Source organism: Streptomyces sp. NPDC005070, assembly GCF_053600395.1.
The window spans coordinates 1-23,144 of record NZ_JBSFZS010000002.1; the positions used below are offsets into that span (position 1 = coordinate 1).

The window sequence follows — 23,144 nt, forward strand, 5'->3', positions numbered from 1 at the left end:
TTTTTCCTCCCCAGCGGACTCACCCCTGCTCCAACCCCCCCCCCCCCCCCCCGCGGCCCCCCCCCCCCCGCCCCCGCCCCCCCCGCTTCGGCGTTCCGTGCACGCCGCCGGCTGTTCCCACGCCGGCCGGGCGGCGGATGCGACCCCTCCAGATGGATCATGTGACGGACAGCACGCCAATCTAGGGTTTCCTTGTTGTAACCCTGAGGAAAAGCTTTGCACTTCTGCTGGTAATCTCACCGTGGACTCGGCTGCTGGTCGCCACGCGGGCCGTAGACCACGCGAGGTACCCCCGGGGGGCAGGGTATTGCGGGAAGCGATCGCCGTCGCAAAGGCGTCAGCGGACTTCCAGGGATGCGGACGTGCCACGCTCGACACCGTTCCTTCCCGACCCCTGCACGACGTAGTGCGCCCTAGAGGTCGCTGATGAGGAAGGGATGTCGATGACCGACGCCCATGAGTTGATATCCGCCGCAAGACCCGTGATCGGCGAGGAGGAGATCGAGGCCGCGGTACGCGTGCTGCGCAGCGGCCGGGTCGTACAGGGCCCCGAGGTTGCCGCTTTCGAGGCGGAGTTCTCGGATGTGGTGGACGGGCGGCACTGCGTCGCCGTCAACTCCGGCACCTCCGCGCTGCACCTGACGCTGCTCGCTCTGGGCGTCGGCCCGGGCGACGAGGTCATCGTGCCGTCGTTCTCCTTCGCGGCCTCCGCCAACGCGGTGCGCCTCGTCGGTGCCGACGTGGTCTTCGTCGACATCGAGGCGGACAGCTTCTGTCTGGACCCGGCAGCGGTCGAGGCGGCCATCACGCCGCGCACCGCCGCGATCATGCCCGTCCATCTCTACGGCCACCCCGCGGCCATGGACCGGATCATGGCGATCGCCGAGCGGCACGGACTCGCCGTGGTCGAGGACGCCTGCCAGGCGCACGCGGCCGCCCTGCACGGAACGCCGGTCGGCGCCTTCGGCAGCGCGGGAACGTTCAGCTTCTACCCGACCAAGAACATGCACAGCCTCGAGGGCGGCATGGTCACCACCGCCGACGCGGAGATCGCCCGTACCCTGCGCCTGCTGCGCAACCAGGGCATGGAGCAGCGCTACGCCAACGAGATCGTCGGCGCGAACGTCCGCATGACGGACGTCTCCGCGGCCATCGGTCGGGTGCAGCTCGCCAAGCTCCACGGCTGGACCGAGCAGCGCATCGCCAACGCCGCGTACCTGACGGAGCACATCAGCGCGCCGTCCGTGGTCACGCCGAGCGTCGCCGAGGGCGCGCGTCACGTCTTCCACCAGTACACCGTGCGGATCCGGGGCGACCGCGACGCCGCCATGGCGTCCCTGACCCAGGCCGGCATCGGCAACGCCGTGTACTACCCGACGCCGATCCACCGGCTGAAGCCGTACTGGGAGCCGGACCAGAAGGCCGGCCGCACGTGGGACCTGCCCGAGACGGAGCGCGCCGCCGCCGAGGTCGTCTCGCTGCCCGTCCACCCGGGTCTGTCCGCCGGGGACCTGGAGCGCATCGTGTCCGCCGTGAACGCGCTGGAGGCTCAGCTGTGAGCAGTGAGAAGAAGCTGCGGGCCGGGCTCGTCGGTCTCGGTTCCATGGGGCGTCACCACGCCCGCGTCCTGTCCGGGCTGGAGGGCGTCGACTTCGTCGGCGTCGTCGATCCGATGGGCGACACGTTCGGCGCCGCCCAGGGCGCGCCGGTTCTCGACACCGTCGACCAGCTCATCGGCCTCGGCATCGACTACGCCGTCGTGGCCTGCCCCACGGCGCTGCACGAGCCGGTCGGCATGCAGCTCGCCGAGGCCGGTGTCTGCGCGCTGATCGAGAAGCCGGTCGCCGACACCGTGGCGGGCGCACACCGTCTCATCGAGGCGTTCGAGTCGCGCGGCCTGGTGGCCGGCGTAGGCCACATCGAGCGGTGCAACCCGGCGCTGCGTTCGCTGCGCGCCCGGCTGGAGGCCGGCGAGCTCGGCGACGTCTACCAGGTCGTCACCCGCCGCCAGGGTCCCTTCCCGCACCGCATCGCGGACGTCGGCGTGGTCAAGGACCTCGCCACCCACGACATCGACCTCACCGGCTGGGTGACCGGGCGCGAGTACGTCTCCATCGCCGCGCACACCGTCTCCAAGAGCGGCCGTGAGCACGAGGACATGGTCTCCGCGGTCGGCCGTCTCGACGACGGCACGATGGTCAACCACCTGGTCAACTGGCTGAGCCCGCTCAAGGAGCGCTTCACCTCGGTCACCGGCGAGCGCGGCTGCTTCATCGCCGACACCCTCACCGCCGACCTGACCTTCCACTCCAACGCCTCGATCTCCACGGAGTGGGAGGCGCTCCAGGCCTTCCGCGGTGTCTCCGAGGGCGACATGATCCGCTACGCCATCCCGAAGCGCGAGCCGCTCCTCGTCGAACACGAGCTGTTCCGCGACGCCGTGCTCGGCAAGCCGGCCGACATCTGTACCCTGCGCCAGGGCACGCGGACGGTGGAAGTGGCGGCGGCTGTGCTGGAGTCGGCGTTGGACAACCGCAGCGTTTCGCTTCTTTCGGAGGACCTGGCCATCCATGGCAGCTGAGAACAACACGTCGACGAACCAGCCCGTGCGCGGGCGGATCGTGATGCTCGTCGACAACGGGGTCAACGGCGATTCGCGCGTGCAGAAGGAGGCCAGGTCGGCCGCCGAAGCGGGCTGGGACGTCGTACTGCTGGGCAGGGCCAAGGGGAAGAAGGAGCAGACCTGGCAGATCGGTGACGCCGAGGTCCGGCTTCTGCCGGTACCCGGTCCGATGTCCCGCCGACGACACGAGTACCGGCGTGCCGTGCTGCGTGCCCCGCTGGCGTACCGGCCCGGTCCGCTGGCCGCGTACCGGCGTCAGAAGATCAAGGCCTGGCGCACCGACCTGAACATCCGGCTGATCCTCGCCAAGCAGGAGGGTTCGGCCCTCGGCCGGCTGAGGCTCCTGGCGCCTCGCTTCCTGGCCCGCCTCCTGTACTCCTGGGTGAAACTGCGCCACCGCAGCACCGTGGCGCTGGAGAAGCGGCGCAAGGACATGGACTCCGCTCTGGACAGGTTCACCACCGCGTTCTGGAAGAAGACCATGGGCACCCGCGCCTGGCGCAGGCTCGACCCCCATCTCTGGGACTTCGAGCTCGCGTACGGCAAGGTCATCGACGAGCTGAAGCCCGACCTCGTCCACGCGAATGACTTCCGCATGCTGGGTGTCGGAGCCCGCGCCACGCTGCGCGCCCGCGCCAAGGGCCGCAAGGTCAAGCTCGTCTGGGACGCCCACGAGTTCCTGCCCGGGATCAAGCCGTGGAGCCCGCACCCGCGCTGGCACGTCGCCCAGTGCGCCCACGAGCTGGAGTACTCGCGGCACGCCGACGCCGTGACGACGGTCTCGGACACCCTTGCCGGGATGCTCCAGGAACGGCACGGCCTCAAGGCCCGTCCCACCGTCGTCCTCAACGCGCCCGACGCCGAGGTCTCGCCGGAGCAGGCGGCCGAGCCGGTTCCGGATCTGCGCGAGCTGTGCGGTATCGGGTACGACGTGCCCCTGACCGTCTACAGCGGCGCCGCCGCTCCGCAGCGCGGCCTCGACACCATGGTCGAGTCGCTGCCGCAGCTTCCGGACGTGCACACCGCGTTCGTCGTGCTCAACACCGACTCCGAGTACATGCGGGCCCTTCGGGCGCGCGCGGAGGAGCTGGGTGTCGGCGACCGGCTGCACATCGTGCCGTACGTGCCGCACTACCAGGTCGTGCGTTTCCTCGCGGCCGCGGACCTCGGGGTCATTCCGATCCACCACTGGCCGAACCACGAGATCGCGCTCATCACCAAGTTCTTCGAGTACTCGCACGCCAGGCTGCCGTTGGTGGTCAGCGACGTGAAGACGATGGGCTCCATGGTCGAGCAGACCGGCCAGGGCGAGGTGTTCCGGGCCGAGGACGTGGAGGACTACGTCCGCGCGGTGAAGTCTGTTCTGGGCGACGCCGAGCGTTACCGGAGCGTCTACGACAAGCCGGGGCTCCTCGACCAGTGGACCTGGGAGGCCCAGGCCGACCTGCTGGACGAGGTCTACAGCGGGCTGCTGCCCGGCAGCGGGACCCGGAAGGCGGCCGAGCGGAGACCGGTGGAGGCTCGGACATGAGTGGCACACCCGACGTCAGCGTCGTCGTCGCGGTCTACAACACCATGCCCTATCTGACGGAGTGTCTGAACTCCCTGATCGGGCAGAGCATCGGCCGTGACAGGCTGGAGATCGTCGCGGTCGACGACGGCTCCACCGACGACAGCGGTGCCGAACTCGACCGCTTCGCGGAGCGGTACCCGGGCACGGTCAAGGTGCTTCACCAGGCCAACTCCGGTGGCCCGGCCGCCCCCAGCAACCGAGCGCTGGACATCGCCACGGGCCGCTACGTCTACTTCATCGGCTCCGACGACTACCTCGGCGAGGAAGCGCTGGAGCGCATGGTGGCCTGTGCCGACGAGCACGACTCCGACGTCGTCGTCGGCAAGATGGTCGGCACGAACGGCCGGTACGTCCACCAGGCTCTCTACAAGGAGAACAACCCGGACGTCGGCCTCGCCGACTCCGCCCTGCCGTGGACGCTCGCCAATACCAAGCTGTTCCGGCGCGATCTGGTCGAACAGCACAAGCTGCGCTTCCCCGAGCACCTGCCCGTGGGCAGTGACCAGCCGTTCACCATCGAGGCCTGCGTGCGTGCACGGAAGATCTCCGTGGTGGCCGACTACACCTGCTACTACGCGGTGAAGCGGGGCGACGCCAGCAACATCACCTACCGCGCCGACCACCTGGCGCGGCTGCAGTGCGCGGTGGAGATCATGGACTTCACCGCCGGTCTCCTCGAGGCGGGCCCGGAGCGCGACGCCGTACTGCGCCGGCACTTCACCTGGGAAGTGGCCAAGCTCGTCCAGGACGACTTCCCCACGCTCGACCGCGAACTCCAGCGCGGCCTCTGCGCCGGTGTCGCACGGCTCGCCGACGCCTACCTCAACGACGGCATCCGCGACGCCATGGATGTCAAGCGCCGGGTGCGTATCTGTCTGGCGCAGGCAGGCGCGGTCGACGAGCTGTCCGAGGCGATCGCCTCGGAGAAGGCGAACGGGGCGCCGCCGTTCGTCGTGGAGGGCGAGCGCGCCTACGCCCGCTACCCGGGCTTCCGCGATCCCCGCATCGGACTGTCCGACCGCTGCTACGAGCTCGTCGGGGAGGCGGTTCCCGGCCGCCTCGCCAAGGGCACCGAACTGCTCGCCTCCACCTGGGAGCAGGCGGACGACGAGATCACGTACACGGCCACCCTGCGGCTGCCGGTCCTCGGCGAAGTCGACGGAGCCGTCCTGCGCCTCGCCCACGGCGCCATGCCGAAGTCGGCGGACAAGCCCGGAGCCAGAGCGCTCCCGGCGGGCCACGAACTCCCGGCTCCTGTGGGTGAGTTCACGATCGAGCTCACCGACGACGGCGCCACCACGGTGCTGCACGCACGCGTCCCGCTGGAGCGGCGTCCGGTCAAACTCGGCGTCCGGCTCTACCTCGACGTCGCCGGTTCGACGTACGAGATCCCCGTGCGCGGCAAGGGCAAGCCCATGCCGCTGGCCCGCCGCTGGGGTGCCCGCGAGGACCCGCACTACGCGCGTGCGACGGTGAACCCCAAGGGCCGTGTGGTGATCGCCACGGGTCCCCTGTACCCGTCGAAGCGGTCACTGCTCTCGAAGGCGAAGTCGGCCCTCGCCCAGCGACTGACCATCCGATCCGCCGGCCCCAAGCCGAGCGGTTCCCCCACGAGCCGTTCGAAAAGGAAGTAGCGACCGTCCATGAACATCTGTGTAGTAGCCCTCGGCAAGATCGGGCTCCCGCTGGCCGTGCAGTTCGCGTCCAAGGGGCACCGGGTCATCGGCGCGGACGTCAACGAGAAGGTCGTCGAGCTGGTCAACGCCGGCACCGAGCCCTTCCCCGGTGAGCACGACCTGGACGTCAAGCTCAAGCAGGCCGTCGACGCCGGTCTCCTGAGCGCGACGACGGACACCGCGGCAGCGGTCGCGCAGTCCGAGGCAGTGGTCGTCGTCGTTCCGCTGTTCGTCGACGTCGAGGGCACGCCGGACTTCGGGTGGATGGACTCCGCGACGAAGGCCATCGCCCAGGGCCTCAAGCCGGGCACGCTCGTCTCCTACGAGACCACGCTCCCGGTCGGCACCACCCGCACCCGGTGGGCGCCGATGCTGGCCGAGGCCTCGGGCCTGACCGCGGGCGAGGACTTCCACCTGGTCTTCTCGCCGGAGCGGGTCCTCACCGGCCGGGTCTTCTCCGACCTGCGCCGCTACCCCAAGCTGGTCGGCGGCATCGACGAGGCGTCGACCGCCCGGGGTGTGGAGTTCTACGAGCAGGTGCTCGACTTCGACGAGCGCACCGACCTGGCGCAGCCGAACGGTGTCTGGGATCTGGGCACCGCCGAGGCCTCCGAGCTCGCCAAGCTCGCCGAGACCACCTACCGCGACGTCAACATCGGTCTGGCCAACCAGTTCGCGCGCTTCGCGGACAGCAACGGCATCGACGTCAAGAAGGTCATCGAGGCCTGCAACTCGCAGCCGTACAGCCACATCCACCAGCCGGGCATCGCCGTCGGCGGCCACTGCATCCCGATCTACCCGCGGATGTACCTGTGGAACGACCCGACCGCGACCGTCGTCCGCTCCGCACGCGAGGCGAACGCGGCGATGCCGGAGTACGCCGTGGACCTGCTGGCGGCCGCCTACGGCGACCTGACCGGGGTGAACGTCCTGGTGCTGGGCGCGGCCTACCGGGGCGGCGTGAAGGAGACGGCGTTCTCCGGCGTCTTCCCGACCGTCGAGGCGCTCAGGGCCCGTGGCGCCGTCCCGTTCGTCTCGGACCCGATGTACACGGCCGACGAGCTGTCGGCGCACGGTCTGCCCCCGCACGCCGGTGAGAAGGTCACCGCGGCGATCCTCCAGGCCGACCACGCCGAGTACCGGACGCTGACCCCGGCGGACCTGCCGGACGTCACGGTCCTGGTCGACGGACGCCGTACGACCGACGCGGAGGCCTGGAAGGGCGTCCGTCGGGTTGTCATCGGCGGCTGACACCCCACCCGCACCGCAAGGGCCCGTCCGGGCATACTGGACGGGCCCTTGCCATGACACGGAGGGGAAGAGCGGGCGGAACAGGTCCTCGGGGCCGACGCCTCGGTCCGCCCGGAAGCCGTCGTACGATCCGGCCCTGGCGATGCTGCACGGGTCGGCCGCTCACTGCTCAGGATCCTCACGTGCCCGCTGTCCCCACCGTCGTCACCCCGTCCCTCACGGCACGGATCGCTGTCCGTGCACGCCGCGGCAGGTACGTTCTGCCGTTATCGATCTGCCTGCTGTACGCGGTGTTCCAACTCGTCGCGGCGCCGCAGTGGACGATGTTCCCGGATTCCTACCGGTACGCGCGGGCGGCGGAGCAGTACCTCGGTGTCCCGCGTGAGGAGGCGCATCGCACGGCGCTGGCCGCCTTCTGCGTCAGCCGCGCCGACCGCGCGGCGCACGACGAGCGGCTTCAGCCGATGGTCCACGAGAGCCGGAACGCCCTCGGCACCGCCGCCGAACGTGCCTGCCTCAAGCGGTGGACCGACGCCCCCGACATCACCACCGGTGACCCGCGCTATCAGGCCATCTTCTCCGGCCGACCGGGCTATCCCCTGCTCGCGGCGCCGTTCGTCGGCGCCTTCGGGGTGCTCGACGGGATGAGGCTGCTGGGAGTGCTCCTGGCCGCGGGGGGCTCGCTGCTCGTGTACGGACTGCTCGGCGGTGCGGGGCTGAACCGGCGGGCCGCCGCCGTCGGACAGGTGGCGTTCCTTGCCACACCGCTCGGCTGGTGGAGCGCCCAGGCTCTCGGCGAGGGGCTGTTCACGGTGTGCGTCCTGTGCGTGCTCTGGGGCGGTCTGCTGTTGCTCAGGCGCCGTTCCCTGGTGAAGGGAACGGCTCTGGTGGCCCTCGGGTACGTGGCTGGCGGGGTCACCCGCTACTCGTCGGCCCTGGTGCTGGCGGTGGTCCTCGGCGCGGCCGCGACGTGGGCTCTGTGTCTCCGCCCTCCGTGGCGCCACCGGGGTACGGCCGTTCTCGTGGCGTCCTCCCTGGCGGCCGCCGGTGGAGTCGCGCTCGCCATGCGGATGCTCGGCCTGCCGTCCTCACAGGTCACCCTGCAGGACACCTTCACCCATCACTTCGACACCCCGGAGATCGCCGCTCCCTGGAGCGCGCTGCTGGATCTCGACGCCCGGTTCTGGCCGGACTGGATCGCCCGGCAGGCCGGGATGCCCTACTTCCTGGTCCTTACGGGACTCGCGGTCTGGGCCCTGGTTCGTTACGGCAACGGACTCGGCCTGCCGGCCTTCGGCGCCGCGGTCACCGGAGCGTGCGCGGTCGCGGCCCATCCGCTCGTCCAGGAAGCCGACCGTCTCGGCGTCCTGATGTGGATGCCCGTCGTCCTCGGCCTGCCCCTCGTCGTCGACCGTCACTGGTCCTCGGTATCGGTGGCAGAGGTTCCGATGACAGAGAAGCAGCTTCGAGGTGCCGCTGCAGCGGTTGAGCGGTTGAGCGGTTGAGCGGACTCGACCGGCCGGTGAGCTCCGGCCCGGCCAGGGGAGGGCAGGAGTACCGGTCCCCGGCCCGGCCGCTCAACGCGTCGCCCACAGCGTCCAGGGGCGCGGGCCGAGACCGGCCTGCGGGCCGAGACCGGCCTGCGGGTCGAGGCCGCTGAGCCGGACGTCTCGACCGTCGTACGCGGCGACTTGGACAGCTCCTGCTCAGCGGCCACCGGAACGGCTGACCGCGCGCCGGGAGAGAGCGGGGGAGACCCCCGTCCGCGACGAAGGGGCCGACGTCCAGCCGGTTCCCCCGACCTCAGGCGCCGCGTTCGACGAGGACGCCGTCCTTCTCCTCGTACAGACTGCCGGTCTGCGGGCACTCCCACACGTCGGCCTCGCCGGTGTGCTCGATCAGCTTGACGCCGGCCCTGCCGACCCAGCCGACCCGTCGCGCGGGAACACCGACGACCAGGGCGAAGTCCGGCACGTCCTTGGTGACGACGGCACCGGCGGCCACCATGGCCCAGCGGCCGATGCTGATCGGCGCGACGCAGACGGCGCGGGCACCGATCGAGGCACCGTCGGCGATCTTCACGCCGACGGCCTCCCAGTCGCCGCCCCTCTTCTGCTTGCCCTCGGGGTCGACGGAGCGCGGGTTGTGGTCGTTGGTGAGGACCACGGCCGGGCCGATGAAGACGCCGTCACCGAGCTCGGCGGGCTCGTACACGAGCGCGTAATTCTGCAGCTTGCAGTTGTCGCCCATACGCACGCCCGAACCGACGTACGCGCCACGACCGATCACACAGCCCTCGCCGAGGCGGGCACCGTCGCGGATCTGCGCGAGGTCCCAGACGCTGCTTCCCGCGCCGATCTCTGCGGTCTCGTCGACCTGGGCGCTGGGCTGGACCCTGTAGTTCACTTCGTTCTCGCTTCCGGGGTGACGACTACGCCCGGTGAGCATACGTGCCAGGGCAGACCGTTCGCCTTGCGCCGAACCCCGTCGTATCCGGTGGGTCCACCGGCTTCAGTGGATCCACCGGGCGATCTCGCGGCCCTGACCCGGACAGGATGGCTCCCTCCCCTCACCGCTTCCGGCAGGCCCATGCACCCGTGCTGCAGCGCTCCCGCCTGAACAAGTGGGGCGCTGATGAGGATTAGGTCCGGGGCTTCGGTCCGCCGAGGCGCGCGACGACTGCATGGGCATCGTGATAGCAAAGAACGCAAACGTTGGCGTTGGGGCCGGATGAGGGTGTCGAGGCGGGCGGAGCGAGGTGTGTGCCGGTCGCTGCATGACACCCCGTCACCGCAGCCTGAAGCCTCGAACCGCGCTCCAAGGATTCGCAATTGACGATCGATCGGACGGCCGGGGCGTCGCTCCCTCGCGCGACGCGCAACCATCTGTGGGTTATGTGTGTGACTCCTGTGACTGACTTCACGCAGCGGGAAACGCTGTTGGTATTGCATGTGCACTTCACGTAAAGAAATGATCTCTTGACCTTCTTTAGGTTTTCTTTAGTTGTGGGAGATCTGTGTCTTACGCAAGGAACACGTGGCGGCACAGTGCTGCCAGCGTGTTGACAGGGGCATTGCTCATCTGGGGCGTCGGAACCGGCGGAACACCTGCCGCAGCCGCCGTGGCGTGCCCCTCAAGCACTGAGTCGGACTTCAACGGCGACGGAATCAGGGACACGGCGATCGCCGACCCGGAGGCGACCGTCGACGGCGTCGCGAAGGCGGGTGTGGTGCACGTCGTCTACGGCGGCGGCAAGGGCACCCTCGCCCTCTCGCAGGCCACGGACGGCATACCCGGCACTCCCGAGACGGGAGACCAGTACGGCTCCGCGCTGGCCGTCTACGACGCCGACCTCGACGGGTGCAGCGACCTGGTGGTCGGTGCCCCGTACGAGGCCATCGGCACCGCGCCCGAATCCGGCCTGGTGCACGTGATCTACGGCGCCACGGCCGGGCTGGGCGCCGGCACCAAGGCCGTCTCGGAGTTGTACCAGGGCAGCGACAAGCCGTTGGGCGGAACCCCGGAGGCCGACGACTGGGTCGGCTACGCGGTCGCGGCCGGAAAGACCTCGGCCGGCACGCCCTACCTGCTCATCGGCGCCCCCGGTGAGTCGATCGGCAGCGTCGAGGACGCGGGCGACTTCTACTACGTGAGCGGTACCGCGCTGACGGTCGTCTGCGTCACTCAGGACACCGAGACCGGCGGCGCCGTGGCAGGTATCGCGGAGCAGGACGACCGCTTCGGCTCCAGCATCGCCGCGACCCCGACCCACTTCGCCGTCGGCACGCCCGGTGAGGCGCTCGGGACCACGACCTTCGCGGGCGGCGTGGCTTACTTCAACCACACCCTCACCTCCGGCTACCCCAAGCCGCTCGGCGGACTCGCCCAGGACCAGGACGCGATCAACGGGGACGAGGAGGTCGGCGACCAGTTCGGCGCGGCGCTCGCCATGGTCCCCTACCGGGCCTCCGGCGCCACCTCCACCACCGAGTCGCTGCTCGTGGTCGGTATCCCCGGCGAGGACCTGAAGACCACCGTCGACGCGGGCGCCGTGCAGGTCTTCAAGCTCGCCGCCAACGGCACCTTCACCGAAACCGCCTGGATCGACCAGAACGGCGCCGACGTGGAGCAGAGCGCCGAGGCCGGCGACTTCTTCGGCCGACGGCTCGCCGCCGTCAACACCTCTCCGAACACCACCTCCACCGGCACGACCACCAGGGTCGCGATCGGCGTGCCCGGCGAGGAGTCGACCGAGGAGAACCCGGAGGTGGGAGGAGTCCAGATCGTCCCGCTGGTCGGCGCGCCCGGTGCCTCCGACCAGTGGATCGACCCCGGGTACGGCATCCCGTCCGCCCCCGCACCCCGCATGCTCACCGGCCTCTCCCTGGCCGCCACCCCCTCCCTGCTGTACGTGGGCACGCCCTACGGTGCGGCCGACGGACAGGCGGTCTACGGCTTCCCATGGGGTGTCGCCTCGGGCGGGGCGCCGACCCAGACGTTCAAGCCCGGTCAGGGCGGCATTCCGGCGGCCGGCGTCGCCTTCGGGGCCACGGTTCGCTGACGGTTCGCCGACGACGTCAGGGCGCCGAGCGGCGCCCCGCGACGGTCGCCGCAAGAGGCGGACGGGCGGCGGCGTACTCCCGCCCGTCCTCCCGCACGCGTCCCGGTTTCCACAGCTCGGGGCGGCGGGGGGCACCGCGCCCGGCGCGACCGTTCGCTGGCGACACGTCAACCACTCCGCGCATCAGCACATTTCGCCGGACCCGGCTTTCCGGCAACCGGCCTTTCGACACAGACATGAACCGACTGGAGAGTGGACGCGTGTCCGCAGACAGACACAGACCGATACGGCGGCGCATGGTGCGTGCCGCCGCTGCGGCGGCCGTCACCGGAGCGGTGGTGGCGGGCACCCTGGCGGTCCTGCCGGGCGACGGTGGTGGTCAGGCGCAGGCGCCGGTCGCCGCCGACCAACCGATGCAGACCGAGCAGCAGGCCATGGCCGCCGCGCAGGACAGCGGTAAGAAGACCGAGGTCGTCGGACTGCGCACAGAGCGCAGGGAGATCTTCGCCGAGCCCGACGGCACCTTCACGGCCCGCGAGTACACGGAGCCCGTCCGTACGGTCAAGGGCGGCAAGTGGGTCGACATCGACGCGACGCTGGTGAAGCGTTCCGACGGCGGCTGGGCCCCGAAGGCGGCCACCGTCGACCTGGCCTTCTCCGCCGGGCAGGCGGGCAAGCCGTTCGTGACGATGCAGCGGGCGGGCCGCGAGTTCGCCCTGAGCTGGCCGTACGGCAAGCTGCCCGCGCCGGCGGTCGACGGGGACACCGCCACCTACGTGGACGCCCTTCCCGGCGTCGACCTGACCGTCCGGGCCGAGGCCGACGGTTTCGGCCACCTCCTGGTGGTCAAGACGCCCGAGGCGGCAGCCGACCCGAAGCTGGCCAGACTCGACCTGGGCATGACCACCGACGGCCTGAAGGTCGCGGAGAACGCCTCCGGCGCGATCGTCGCGAAGGACGCCGAGGTCGGCGGCACCGTCTTCGAGGCGGGCAAGCCGGCGATGTGGGACTCGGCCGCCGTCAAGGAGGCCACCGCCAGGAAGCAGGGCCCGAAGGCCGTCGCGAAGGCACTGACCGCCGCGGCCGCGGGGGCGCCCGGGACCACGGCGGCCCCCGCCGCCGCCCTCGAAGGCCCCGGTGGCGGCGGGCACGTCGCCCCGCTGGACGTCGAGGTGGGCAAGGGCAAGCTGAGCCTGGTCCCCGACCAGAAACTCCTCAAGGGCGAGGACACGGTCTTCCCCGTCGTCATCGACCCGATCCAGCGCGCCACCTCGCGTTCCGCCTGGACCGGCGTCATGTCGGGGATGCCGAGCGAGCAGGACTGGAAGTACTCGGGCAGCGCGGGCGTCGGCAAGTGCCCCACCGACTACAACCCGGTCTCCTGCAACGGGGTCGGCACCCGGCGCGTGATGTTCACGATGCCGCTGTCCTTCTACAAGGGGAAGCAGATCCTCGGCGCGACCTTCTCCGCCCGGGTCGAGTTCATCTACAGCGCCACCCCGACCGCGGAGCCCATCCAGCTCTACCGGATCGGCGGCCAGAACTACAACGTCACGTCGTCCAGCAACTGGTCCAACACCTCGGACGACTGGGACGACTACCTCCAGACCGTCGACAAGGCGATCTCCCCGACCTCCTGCTCCAGCGAGCCCAACCTGCACTTCGAGAGCGGTGCGACCGGTGAGCTGACCAGTGAGGTCAAGACGGCCGCCGCGGGCGGCTGGAACTCGATGACGCTGGGCCTGCGCGCGGCCGACGAGTCCCGCTTCGCCGAGTGGAAGCGGATCTGCGGCAACGCGTTCCTGTCGGTCAAGTACAACAACCTGCCGCGGCAGATCAAGACGTCCGACATGTCGACCGACCCCGGTGGCGTGTGCAAGTGGGGCACGAGCCGTGCCTACGTCGACACTCCGCCGAAGCTGCGGGCCATCGCGAGCGACCCCGACCACGGCAACGGCCAGACCGACAAGGTGAAGGTCGAGTTCAAGATCGAGTGGGGCGGGACCACCCCGGGCTCGTACACCTACATCACGAAGGACGCGCTCTCCCCGGCGGCCAGCACGAGGTTCGAGCACACCGTCAAGTCGTCCATCCCGCAGAACACCGTCATCTACTGGAGCGCACGAGCCAACGACGGCGACGGCAACGGACCGTGGAGCTCGGAGGGGGACACCCCCCAGCGCTGCGAGTTCATCTACGACAAGACGTGGCCGGGCAAGCCGCTCGTGAAGTCGGAGCAGTACCCGTCGGACACCGTCTACCACGACGGCGTCGGTACGTACGGCACCTTCACCTTCTCGCCCAACCCGAACGACTCCATCCCGGACACCGATGTCGTCAAGTACCAGTACTCCTTCGACGGTGCGGCGCTGAGCCCCCTCAACCCGACCACCGGGGGCGGTTCCGTCACCACGCCGCCGTGGGTGCCGACCCGCGCCGGACGGCATGTGCTCGAGGTGATCGCCATCGACAAGGCGACTCACGCCAGCAGCAACTCCTACGACTTCCTGGTGGCCGAGGGCGCCCCGGCCGTCGGCCAGTGGAACCTCGCCGACGAGGCGGGCGGCGAAGCGCACGACGAGAGCGGTGACTACTCCGCGACCGCCGGCAGCGCCGTCGGCTTCGGCGTGGACGGCCCGGGCGGCAAGGCCGACAAGGCCGCCAACTTCGACGGCACCGCCGAGTCCTACCTCGACGTCAGCGAGAGTGTCCTCGACACCGCCAAGAGCTTCAGTGTCAGCGCCTGGGTGCGGCCCACCGCGCTGGACAAGAACATGGCGGTGATCAGCCAGGACGGTACCGGTGAGCCCGGCTTCTTCCTCGGCTATGACGCGTCCGCGCAGACCTGGAAGTTCTCCGTCCCGGTCAACGACGTGGACTCGCTCGGCGAGTGGAAGGCCCTCTCCACCGGAATCTCCGTGGTCAAGGACCAGTGGGTGCTGCTGACCGGTGTGTACGACGCGCAGAAGACCGGCGGCCCGCAGCTCCAGCTCTACATCAACAAGGATCTCAAGGGCTCCGTAGCGCGGCGCTCCACCTGGAAGTCGTACGGACCGCTGCAGATCGGCCGTGTCACGGCCAAGAGCGGCTACCGCGACAACTTCACCGGTGACCTCGCCGAGGTCCGGGCCTTCAAGCGGGTCCTCACGGCGGCCGAGGTCTCCGAGCTGATGACCGTCAAGCCCACGCGCAAGGGCTACTGGCAGCTCGACGACGCCGTCGGCGGCGCTTCCGCCGAGACCGGCGGCGGCCAGGCGCTGACCCTGGCGGGCAACGCCTCCGTCTACCGCCCGGCCGACCTGTTCGACAATGCGGCCCTGGTCGGCGACGGCAACCTGGTCCTGGACGGAGACGGGGACTACGCGTCCACCGCCACCGCCCCGGTCACCGGCAACACCAGCTTCACCGTGACCGTCCGCGCCCAGCTCACCTCGCTGGACCCGGTGAAGTCGCAGACGGTGCTGTCGCTGCCGGGCGCCAACGCCAACCGCGTCCAGGTCCGCTACCAGGCGGCCACCGGCCAGTGGGAACTGGCCGTCGCGAAGACCGACGCGGCCGCGGCCGAGGTCGTCACCTTCACCAACGACCATGAACTGCCCGAGACCGGCGGTTCCGGCCAGCACCTGGCGGTCGTCTACGACGCCTTCGCCAACTCGATCCGGCTGTACGTGGAGGGCGAGCTCGTCGCCGGCGCCTACGGCACGGACAACACCCTGTGGCCCGCCACCGGCGGCCTCCAGGTGGGCCGTTCGCTGCGCGGGGCGAGCGAGTACTTCGCCGGCGCGATCGACGAGGTCCGCGTCTACAGCGGCGCCGCCGACCAGATCGCGGTGCAGCTGATGTCCAGCCTGACGGCGACCCCGGACATGTGACGATCCGTCACAAATGAGGTGTGCCGGGCCCTTTGAGGGCCCGGCACACCTGCTCCGTCCCCCTCTTCCCTCTCTCTCATGATGTTCCCTTACTCTCAGGAAGTTGCCGAATGTTCATGCGTGGCCGCTCACTGAGCCGCCGCATGCCCAGACAGACGGTTGTCGCGACAGTGCTCGGGCTCACGCTCGCGCTGTCCGCTTCGTCTGTCCAGGCATCGGTGCTCGACGATGGCGATCGGGGCCGCATCGGCCGCCCCGGCGTCCGGGACGACGGGGATCCCGCCAAGGGATCCGACGCGAAAGCGAAGTCCCGTCCCTCCGATCCGGCGCGCAAGGCCGCGGTCAAGGGGCTGGACAAGGCGGTGTGGCCGAAGCAGGGCGGCGCCGATCTGACAGTGGGCGCGGCCGGCGCGACCGAGACCGGAGGCCTGCCGGTCAAGGTCGGCAAGGCGCTCAAGGCAACCAAGGCGTCCAAGGCGTCCAAGGCGTCCAAGGCGGTGAAGGGCGCTGCGGCGGCCGACGCGACCGGGACCGTCGACAAGGTGCGAGTCGACGTCCTCGATCCGAAGCGCGCCGCGAAGCTCGGTGCCGGCGTCCTTCTGGGCGTGGAGCGCGCCGATGGCGAGGACGCGGCCGCGAAGATTCGCCTGACGGTGGACTATTCGAAGTTCGCCGAGGGCTTCGGCGGCTCCTATGCCTCGCGTCTGCGGTTGGTGCAGCTCCCGGCGTGTGCCGTGGTCGCGACTCCGGGCAGCAAGGCCTGCCCCGAGCAGCCGAAGGTGCTGCCGACGGTGAACGACGTGGAGTCGGGCACGGTCTCCGCCGATGTGACGGCCGCCGCGGCTCCCGCCGACGGCGTCTCCACGATGGCGGGCACCGCGACCTCCCTCGTGGCGGTGGCCGCGGGTCCGTCGAGCGCGCAGGGCACGTACAAGGCGACGGCCCTGTCCCCGTCCTCAAGCTGGAGCGTCGCTCCTTCTTCCGGCGGGTTCAGCTGGAGTTACCCGCTGAAGTCCGTTCCGACCCCCGGTGGCCTGACGCCGACCGTGGGCCTCGGCTACTCCTCCCAGTCGGCGGACGGCCGTACCTCGACCACCAACAACCAGGGCTCCTGGATCGGCGAGGGCTTCTCCTACGACCCGGGCTACATCGAGCGCCGCTACAAGCCGTGCTCCGACGACGGCCATGCCGGCTCGGCCGAGCAGTGCTGGGCGTTCGAGAACGCCACGGTCATGCTCGACGGTTCGTCCGGTGAACTGATCAAGGACGACACGACCGGCAAGTGGCACCTGTCGTCCGACGACGGCGCGAAGGTCGAGCGGCTGACGGGCGCCACCAACGGCGACGACGGCAGCACGGGCGACAAGGGCGAGTACTGGAGGATCACGACTTCGGAGGGCACGGAGTACTCCTTCGGCCTGAACCGGCTGCCGGGCTGGGCGACGGGGAACGAGGAGACCAACTCCACCTGGACGACTCCGGTCTTCGGCGACGACTCCGGTGAGCCCTGCTACAACGCGACGTTCACCAGCGCGTACTGCCAGCAGGCGTGGCGCTGGAGCCTGGACTACGTCAAGGACACGCACGGCAACGTGATGTCCTACTTCTACGACCGTGAGACCAACTACTACGCGCTGAACGGCAAGACGGACGTCAACGGCACGGCCTACCACCGTGGCGGCTGGCTGAAGCGCATCGACTACGGCCAGCAGGACACCAAGGTCTACGCGGCGAAGGCTCCGGCCCGGATCGTGTTCAACACCGCCGAACGCTGCCTGACCACCTCCGACTTCGACTGTGCGGAGAGCAAGCGGACCAAGGCGAACGCCTCCTACTGGCCGGACGTACCGGTCGACCAGGAGTGCAAGTCGGCCACCAAGTGCACGTCACCGGTACCGACCTTCTTCACCACCAAGCGGCTGACGTCGGTCGTCACCCAGATGCGCAAGGACGCCACCAACTACCAGGACGTGGACGCCTGGACGTTCACGCACCTGTTCACGGACAACGGCGACGACTCCAAGACGCTGTGGCTGTCGAAGATCGACCACGAGGGCCGTGTCGGCACGGCGGTGAAGCTGCCGTCGGTGGACCTCTTCGGTGAGCAGCTCGCCAACCGCGTCGACGCGATCGGCGACAACATCGCGCCCTTCTACCGCTACCGGCTGTCGATGGTGCTCAGTGACACCGGCGCGCAGCTCGACGTCACCTACGCGCCGGCCGACTGTGCGAAGGCCTCGCTGCCCAGGCCGGGGGAGTCGACCAAGCGCTGCTACCCCGTGAAGTGGGCCCCGCCGGGCTACACCGATCCGATCACGGACTGGTTCCACAAGTACGTTGTCTCGGCGGTCATCGAGACCGACCGCACTGGTGGCAGTGACTCGATGGTCACGCGCTACGACTACCAGGGCGACGCGGCCTGGCGGAAGGCGAAGCCGGACGGCATCACCGATGAGAAGTACCTCACCTGGGGCGGCTGGCAGGGCTACGGCAAGGTCAAGGTCACCAGCGGCTCGTCCGACAACCAGACCACGCGCGTCGACTACACGTTCATGCAGGGCATGGACGGCGACAAGGACGCCGACGGCAACACCCGCTCGGTGACCGTCAAGGACTCCACCGGGGCGTCGTACACGGACGACGAGGAGTTCACCGGCCATCAGTTGGAGGCGGCGACCTATGACGGAAGCAAGCTCGTCTCCAAGACCATGGACGTGCCCTGGAAGCACTACACGGCGACGCAGACGCAGAGCTGGGGCACCACCCACTCCGCGATCGTGAAGCCTCAGGTCGCCCGGGGCTTCAGCCTGAAGTCCGACGGGACCTGGAACGAGACGAAGTCCACGACGACGTACGACACGGACAACGGCACCGGCCGCGTCCTGACCGTCGACGACCTCGGAGACGTCTCCACGGCCACGGACGACACCTGCACCCGCACCACGTACGCGGACAACACGGCCAAGAACATCCTGGCGCTGCCCTCGCGCAGCGAGGTCGTGTCGGTGAAGTGCGCGACGACGCCCGACCGCAAGACGCAGGTCCTGGGGGACGAGCGCACCTCGTACGACCTCGGCGCGTTCGGGGCGGCGCCCACGAAGGGTGACGCGACCAAGACCGAGCGGTTGACCTCGCACGACGGCACCACGGCGACCTACCAGATCACCGGTGCCACGACCTACGACGGCTTCGGCCGCCCGCTGACCCAGCAGGACGCCAAGCAGTACGGGACGGCGGACCAGACCAAGACGGTCTACGCCGAGACCAACGGCCTGCTGTCGAGGACGACGGTCACCAACGCGCTGGGCCACAACACGATCACCGACTACGCCCAGGCATGGGGTATGTCGACGGGGCAGACCGACCCCAACGGCAAGCGGACGGACCTCGCCTACGACGCGCTGGGCCGTCTGACGTCGGTGTGGCTGCCGGACCGGGCCTCGACCCAGACGCCGAGCATCAAGTACTCGTACAACGTCCGCAAGGACAAGGTCACCTCGATCAAGACGGAGAAGATAGAGAACGACGGCACCTACGGCGCCGAGTACCAGCTCTACGACAGCATGCTGCGGGCTCGTCAGATCCAGACCGAGGGTCCGGACTCCACCCGTATGGTCGCCGACACTTGGTACGACGCGACCGGAAACGTGCGGAAGACCAACTCGACCTACAACGCGGCCGATGCCGCCTCGGACGAGCTGCTGCTGGTGAGCAACGGCCAGGTCGGTGCGCAGAGCCTGCTGGAGCACGACGGTCTGGGCCGTGCCACCGCGGAGATCTTCGCGGTCTCGGGCGCGGAGCAGTGGCGCAGCACGACGACCTACGACGGTGAGCTGACGCATGTCGACCCGCCCGTGGGCGGTGTGCCCACGACCACGATCACGGACGCCCAGGGCAACGCCTCGGAGATCCGGCACTACCGTGGCGCCTCGCCGGGTGTGGGGGTTCCGTACGACTCGACCAAGTACACGTACAACAAGGCCGGTCTGCTGGAGACGGTCACCGACGCCAAGAACAACGTGTGGCGCTACGAGTACGACCAGCTGGGCCGCAAGACCAAGTCGGTCGACCCCGACGCGGGCACCTCACGTACCGAGTACGACGAACTCGACCGCCCGGTCGTGGAGTACGACGGCCGCAACAAGCAGACCTCCACGGTGTACGACAAGCTCGGACGTGTGCTCACGACCTGGCAGGGCGCGGCCGGCACCGGAACCAAGCTGAGCGAGAACAAGTACGACAAGGCGGGCTGGCTGGGCCAGCTCTACGGCACGCTGAGCTACACCTCCGCGACGGAGTACTTCGCCACGGCCGTCCAGTCGATGGACTCGCTCTACCGCCCGCTGCAGACCGCCTACCAGGTCCCGGCCTCCCAGGGTTCGCTGGCCGGCACGTACGCCTTCACCTCCACGTACAACTCGGACGGAACGGTCCGGACCACCGGCATGCCCGCCACGGGCGACCTGCCGGCGGAGAGCTTGACCTACACGTACGACGCCCTGCAGCGTCCGATGACGATGACGGGCTCCGCCAACTCGTACGTCACCAACACCGTCTACTCCAGGACCAGCCAGCTGCAGCAGCTGGAACTGTCCACGGGCAGCGGCAAGAAGGTGGGGCAGGAGTTCTTCTACGAGAAGGGCACCGACCGGCTGACGCGTGCGACGGTCGGCGTCTACGGCACGACCGCCCCCGCGAAGGACTCCCGGTACTCCTACGACCAGGCGGGCAACGTCCTGTCGATCGCGGACACGGCCAACGCGGCCGTACCGGACGTGCAGTGCTTCGCCTACGACAGCCGTCAGCGCCTGTCGGACGCCTGGACCCCGGCGGCCACCGAGACGACCGCGGCCGGCTCGGGCACTCGCGGCTCCACCACCCCTGTGGACGGCACTGGCCCCACGGCCTGTGACTCCGCCGCCGGGTCGAGCCCGCTGGGCGGTCCGGCCCCCTACTGGAAGTCGTACGAGACCGACGCCATCGGCAACCGGGTCTCCGAGACCAACCACGACACCGCTCTGAACGCGGCGAACAACATCACCCGCAGTTACGAGTACGGCGGCGCGGGCGCCCTCGGAGACGGACCGCACCAGGTCACCAAGGTCACCGAGAAGACCCCGACCGGCGACAAGCAGTCGACGTACGAGTACGACGACGCCGGCAACACCACCAAGCGCACCATCGGCGGCAACGCACAGGCCCTCCTCTGGAACGACCAGGGCAAGGTCGGCGAGGTCACCGAGGCGAGCGGCTCCAAGACCAGCTACGTGTACGACGCCTCCGGCAACCGTCTCGTGCGCAAGGACCCGACCGGTACGACGGTCTATCTCCCCGGCACGGAGCTGAAGCTGTCGGCGGACGGCACCAAGAAGGAGGCCACCCGCTACTACAGTTACGCGGGCCAGACCATCGCGGTCCGTACGGCGGCGAAGCTCTCCTTCACCGCCTCCGACCACCACGGCACGGGCGAGCTGGCCATCAACTCCGCCACCGGCGCGGTCACCCAGCGCCGCTTCGACCCCTTCGGTGTCGACCGCGGCGACAAGACCGGTGTCTGGCCGGGGGAGAAGGGCTTTGTCGGTGGCACGATCGACGCTTCGACCGGCCTGACACACCTTGGAGCGCGCGAGTACGACCCGGGGATCGGCAAGTTCATCTCGGTCGACCCGGTCATCGACTACACCCAGCCGCAGCAGATTAACGGCTACACCTACGCCAACAACTCGCCGGTCACAGAGTCCGACCCGAGCGGACTGACGTCGACACAGTGCAGCCTCTTCCCGGGAAGCTGCGCCGGCTGCGGCACTCTGTGCGCGCCCGAAGTTAGTGAGGTCAACAAGGCGAAGAAGGAGGTCAGTGACGCCGAGAGCCAGCAGTCCTCCGCCAAGAAGCGCATCACGTCCGCGGGCAAGATACTGATCAAGATCGCCCGGGACATCCTGGGCGTGGACGCGGCCCTGGACTGTATATCCAGCGGCGACCTAGGAGCCTGCGGCGAGACCCTGCTCAACATCGCCGGCAGTTTCGCGGGCGGCCTCGCGGGCAAGATCATGGCCAAGTACGGCGCCCCGTGGAAGTGGGCCAAGGGCCTCAAGCTCGTCAAGCGTGTCACCGGGCTGGTCAAGGATCTGATCGGCGGCGCGAGGAGCTTCTTCAAGGCGAGCAAGACCCTGGGCAAGGCCAGGATGGGCCTGGCCAAGGCCACGGAGAAACTGGCAGAGGCCAGGGCGAAGGCGGCGGCGGCGCTCAAGAGGGGTAAGACTTCCTGTAAGGATCTCCATAGTTTCCTCCCCGGCACCAAAGTCCTGCTCGCCAATGGCAAGACCAAGCCGATCGAAAGGATCCGGCTCGGCGACAAGGTCAAGGTGACCGACCCGAAGCGTGGCGGAACGACGGTTCGCAAGGTCGTCGGCACAATCGTCACCGAGGACGACAAGCACTTCGTCGACCTCACGATCAAGGGGAAGTCCGGTAAGGACGAGAACCTGGTCTCCACCACGACCCACCCGTTCTGGTCCGATTCCGAGCAGGCCTGGATCGAGGCCGGTGACCTGAAACCGGGCATGCGCCTGCACGCGGTGAACGGCGACACGGTCGAACTCACCGCCGTCCGATCCTTCGACGAGCGTCAGCGCACGCACGACCTAACGGTCGAGAGTGTCCATACGTACTATGTGCTGGCGGAGCAGACGCCGGTCCTCGTTCACAACTGCGGAGGACTCGACGATGCCGCACACGAGGCAATTCAGGATCGCCATGGGACTGATATTGCCGATGGGGTTGACTACAATCTCCAGCGCATGTGTACGGCCTGCAACTCGGCCAGTGAGGCGGCCGATCACACCATCAATGGAATCGGCGGCGACACAGACGAATTGGGTCGGTATCTGGCTGGTCAGCGCGACTTGGGCATGACTCATGTCGATCGGAGGAAGCCAGGAACAACTGCCAGACGCGATGAGAGTAGGGTGGATTCAAGTGATAGGGGCGTGACGATCGTCCAAAACTCCTACATGGTTCACGCTTATCATCAGTCGTTGGACGAGTTCAACAGCATCTTCAATTCGCTGGGGTGAGGTCGCATGTATCGGAGGGTTCGCCTCAGGCGTTCGGGTGAAAGCTATGTAGTCAGCCTCACTCCGACCCAATTCGAATTGGTCAGAAGGGTGCTTGTGGATCTTTATGGCGGCAGTCACTCTTCGGAGGTGGTGGCCGTCGTGGCTGGTGACGCGTCGGCGGAACTCCTCGAACTGAGGGATCGAGAGGTAGACTTCCAGTCGCGCTCGAACATTGAGGTGGCGTTGAGCCACTCCGATCTTCGGGCGTTGTATGGAGCCTTGGCGTTCGCCTTTTTGAATCGCTCGTCGGAGGAGGCGTTTCATAACAGATACGGCTTCTACAGTGAGAATGTCCAGGCTGTGGGCTGGGCGATCTGTGCGGCTATCCAGGGGGTAGGGAACTCTGTGTCGTGATTCTTCCCCAGATTAAGCTGAATGCTTGGTCAGGGTTCACAGTTCTAGAGGGTTCGCTCGTTTCGAGTTTGCTCCCGTGATGGTCGTGCCCAGAGCCGAATTTCGAGTTCCCTGGG

11 protein-coding genes are annotated in these 23,144 nt (G+C 68.8%); 10 read left to right on the forward strand and 1 reads right to left on the reverse strand.

Annotated features, from left to right (window positions below; translation table 11 throughout):
- Positions 1–443 precede the first annotated feature (443 nt).
- The 6 genes from ACWEBX_RS00835 (at position 444) to ACWEBX_RS00860 (ending at position 8,628) form a co-directional block, all read left to right on the forward strand.
- Positions 444–1,559 (forward strand): DegT/DnrJ/EryC1/StrS family aminotransferase, encoded by a 1,116-nt coding sequence (locus ACWEBX_RS00835; RefSeq protein ID WP_451882765.1) that lies wholly within the window; start codon positions 444–446, stop codon positions 1,557–1,559.
- Positions 1,556–2,581 carry a Gfo/Idh/MocA family protein gene (locus ACWEBX_RS00840; RefSeq protein WP_451882766.1) on the forward strand — a complete coding sequence of 342 codons (1,026 nt, stop codon included), beginning with the start codon at positions 1,556–1,558 and terminating at the stop codon, positions 2,579–2,581. The genes ACWEBX_RS00835 and ACWEBX_RS00840 overlap by 4 nt, the downstream gene beginning before the upstream one ends.
- The gene (locus ACWEBX_RS00845) at positions 2,571–4,154 is read left to right on the forward strand and encodes a glycosyltransferase family 4 protein (protein WP_451882767.1); all 1,584 of its coding nucleotides are present in this window, start codon (positions 2,571–2,573) and stop codon (positions 4,152–4,154) included. The genes ACWEBX_RS00840 and ACWEBX_RS00845 overlap by 11 nt, the downstream gene beginning before the upstream one ends.
- Positions 4,151–5,830, forward strand: coding sequence for a glycosyltransferase family 2 protein (locus ACWEBX_RS00850; RefSeq protein WP_451882768.1), 1,680 nt, complete (start codon positions 4,151–4,153; stop codon positions 5,828–5,830). The genes ACWEBX_RS00845 and ACWEBX_RS00850 overlap by 4 nt, the downstream gene beginning before the upstream one ends.
- A gap of 9 nt (positions 5,831–5,839) precedes the next feature.
- Positions 5,840–7,123, forward strand: a complete 1,284-nt coding sequence (locus ACWEBX_RS00855; RefSeq protein WP_451882769.1) for a nucleotide sugar dehydrogenase — start codon at positions 5,840–5,842, stop codon at positions 7,121–7,123.
- Between the two features lie 182 nt (positions 7,124–7,305).
- Positions 7,306–8,628, forward strand: coding sequence for a hypothetical protein (locus ACWEBX_RS00860; RefSeq protein ID WP_451882770.1), 1,323 nt, complete (start codon positions 7,306–7,308; stop codon positions 8,626–8,628).
- A gap of 298 nt (positions 8,629–8,926) precedes the next feature.
- Here the strand turns inward: ACWEBX_RS00860 and ACWEBX_RS00865 are convergent, their stop codons facing one another.
- The gene (locus ACWEBX_RS00865) at positions 8,927–9,529 is read right to left on the reverse strand and encodes an acyltransferase (protein WP_451882771.1); all 603 of its coding nucleotides are present in this window, start codon (positions 9,527–9,529) and stop codon (positions 8,927–8,929) included.
- Positions 9,530–10,244: 715 nt separating this feature from the next.
- Between ACWEBX_RS00865 and ACWEBX_RS00870 the strand changes: the two genes are divergently transcribed.
- From ACWEBX_RS00870 to ACWEBX_RS00885, 4 genes are all read left to right on the forward strand, one after another.
- Entirely contained in the window at positions 10,245–11,684 is a 1,440-nt protein-coding gene (locus ACWEBX_RS00870; RefSeq protein ID WP_451882772.1) for a VCBS repeat-containing protein, read from the forward strand.
- 260 nt (positions 11,685–11,944) lie between these two features.
- On the forward strand, positions 11,945–15,556 hold the full coding sequence (locus tag ACWEBX_RS00875; protein ID WP_451882773.1) for a LamG domain-containing protein: 3,612 nt from the start codon (positions 11,945–11,947) through the stop codon (positions 15,554–15,556).
- A gap of 143 nt (positions 15,557–15,699) precedes the next feature.
- Entirely contained in the window at positions 15,700–22,632 is a 6,933-nt protein-coding gene (locus ACWEBX_RS00880) for a polymorphic toxin-type HINT domain-containing protein (RefSeq protein ID WP_451882774.1), read from the forward strand.
- Between the two features lie 129 nt (positions 22,633–22,761).
- Positions 22,762–23,028, forward strand: coding sequence for a hypothetical protein (locus tag ACWEBX_RS00885; RefSeq protein ID WP_451882775.1), 267 nt, complete (start codon positions 22,762–22,764; stop codon positions 23,026–23,028).
- Positions 23,029–23,144 lie beyond the last annotated feature (116 nt).

Bases quoted from the DNA above. Each gene is read 5' to 3' on its own strand.
- ACWEBX_RS00880 (WP_451882774.1), top strand. From the start codon at position 15,700: ATGCCCAGACAGACGGTTGTCGCGACAGTGCTCGGGCTCACGCTCGCG.
- ACWEBX_RS00850 (WP_451882768.1), top strand. From the start codon at position 4,151: ATGAGTGGCACACCCGACGTCAGCGTCGTCGTCGCGGTCTACAACACC.
- ACWEBX_RS00845 (WP_451882767.1), top strand. From the start codon at position 2,571: ATGGCAGCTGAGAACAACACGTCGACGAACCAGCCCGTGCGCGGGCGG.
- ACWEBX_RS00835 (WP_451882765.1), top strand. From the start codon at position 444: ATGACCGACGCCCATGAGTTGATATCCGCCGCAAGACCCGTGATCGGC.
- ACWEBX_RS00855 (WP_451882769.1), top strand. From the start codon at position 5,840: ATGAACATCTGTGTAGTAGCCCTCGGCAAGATCGGGCTCCCGCTGGCC.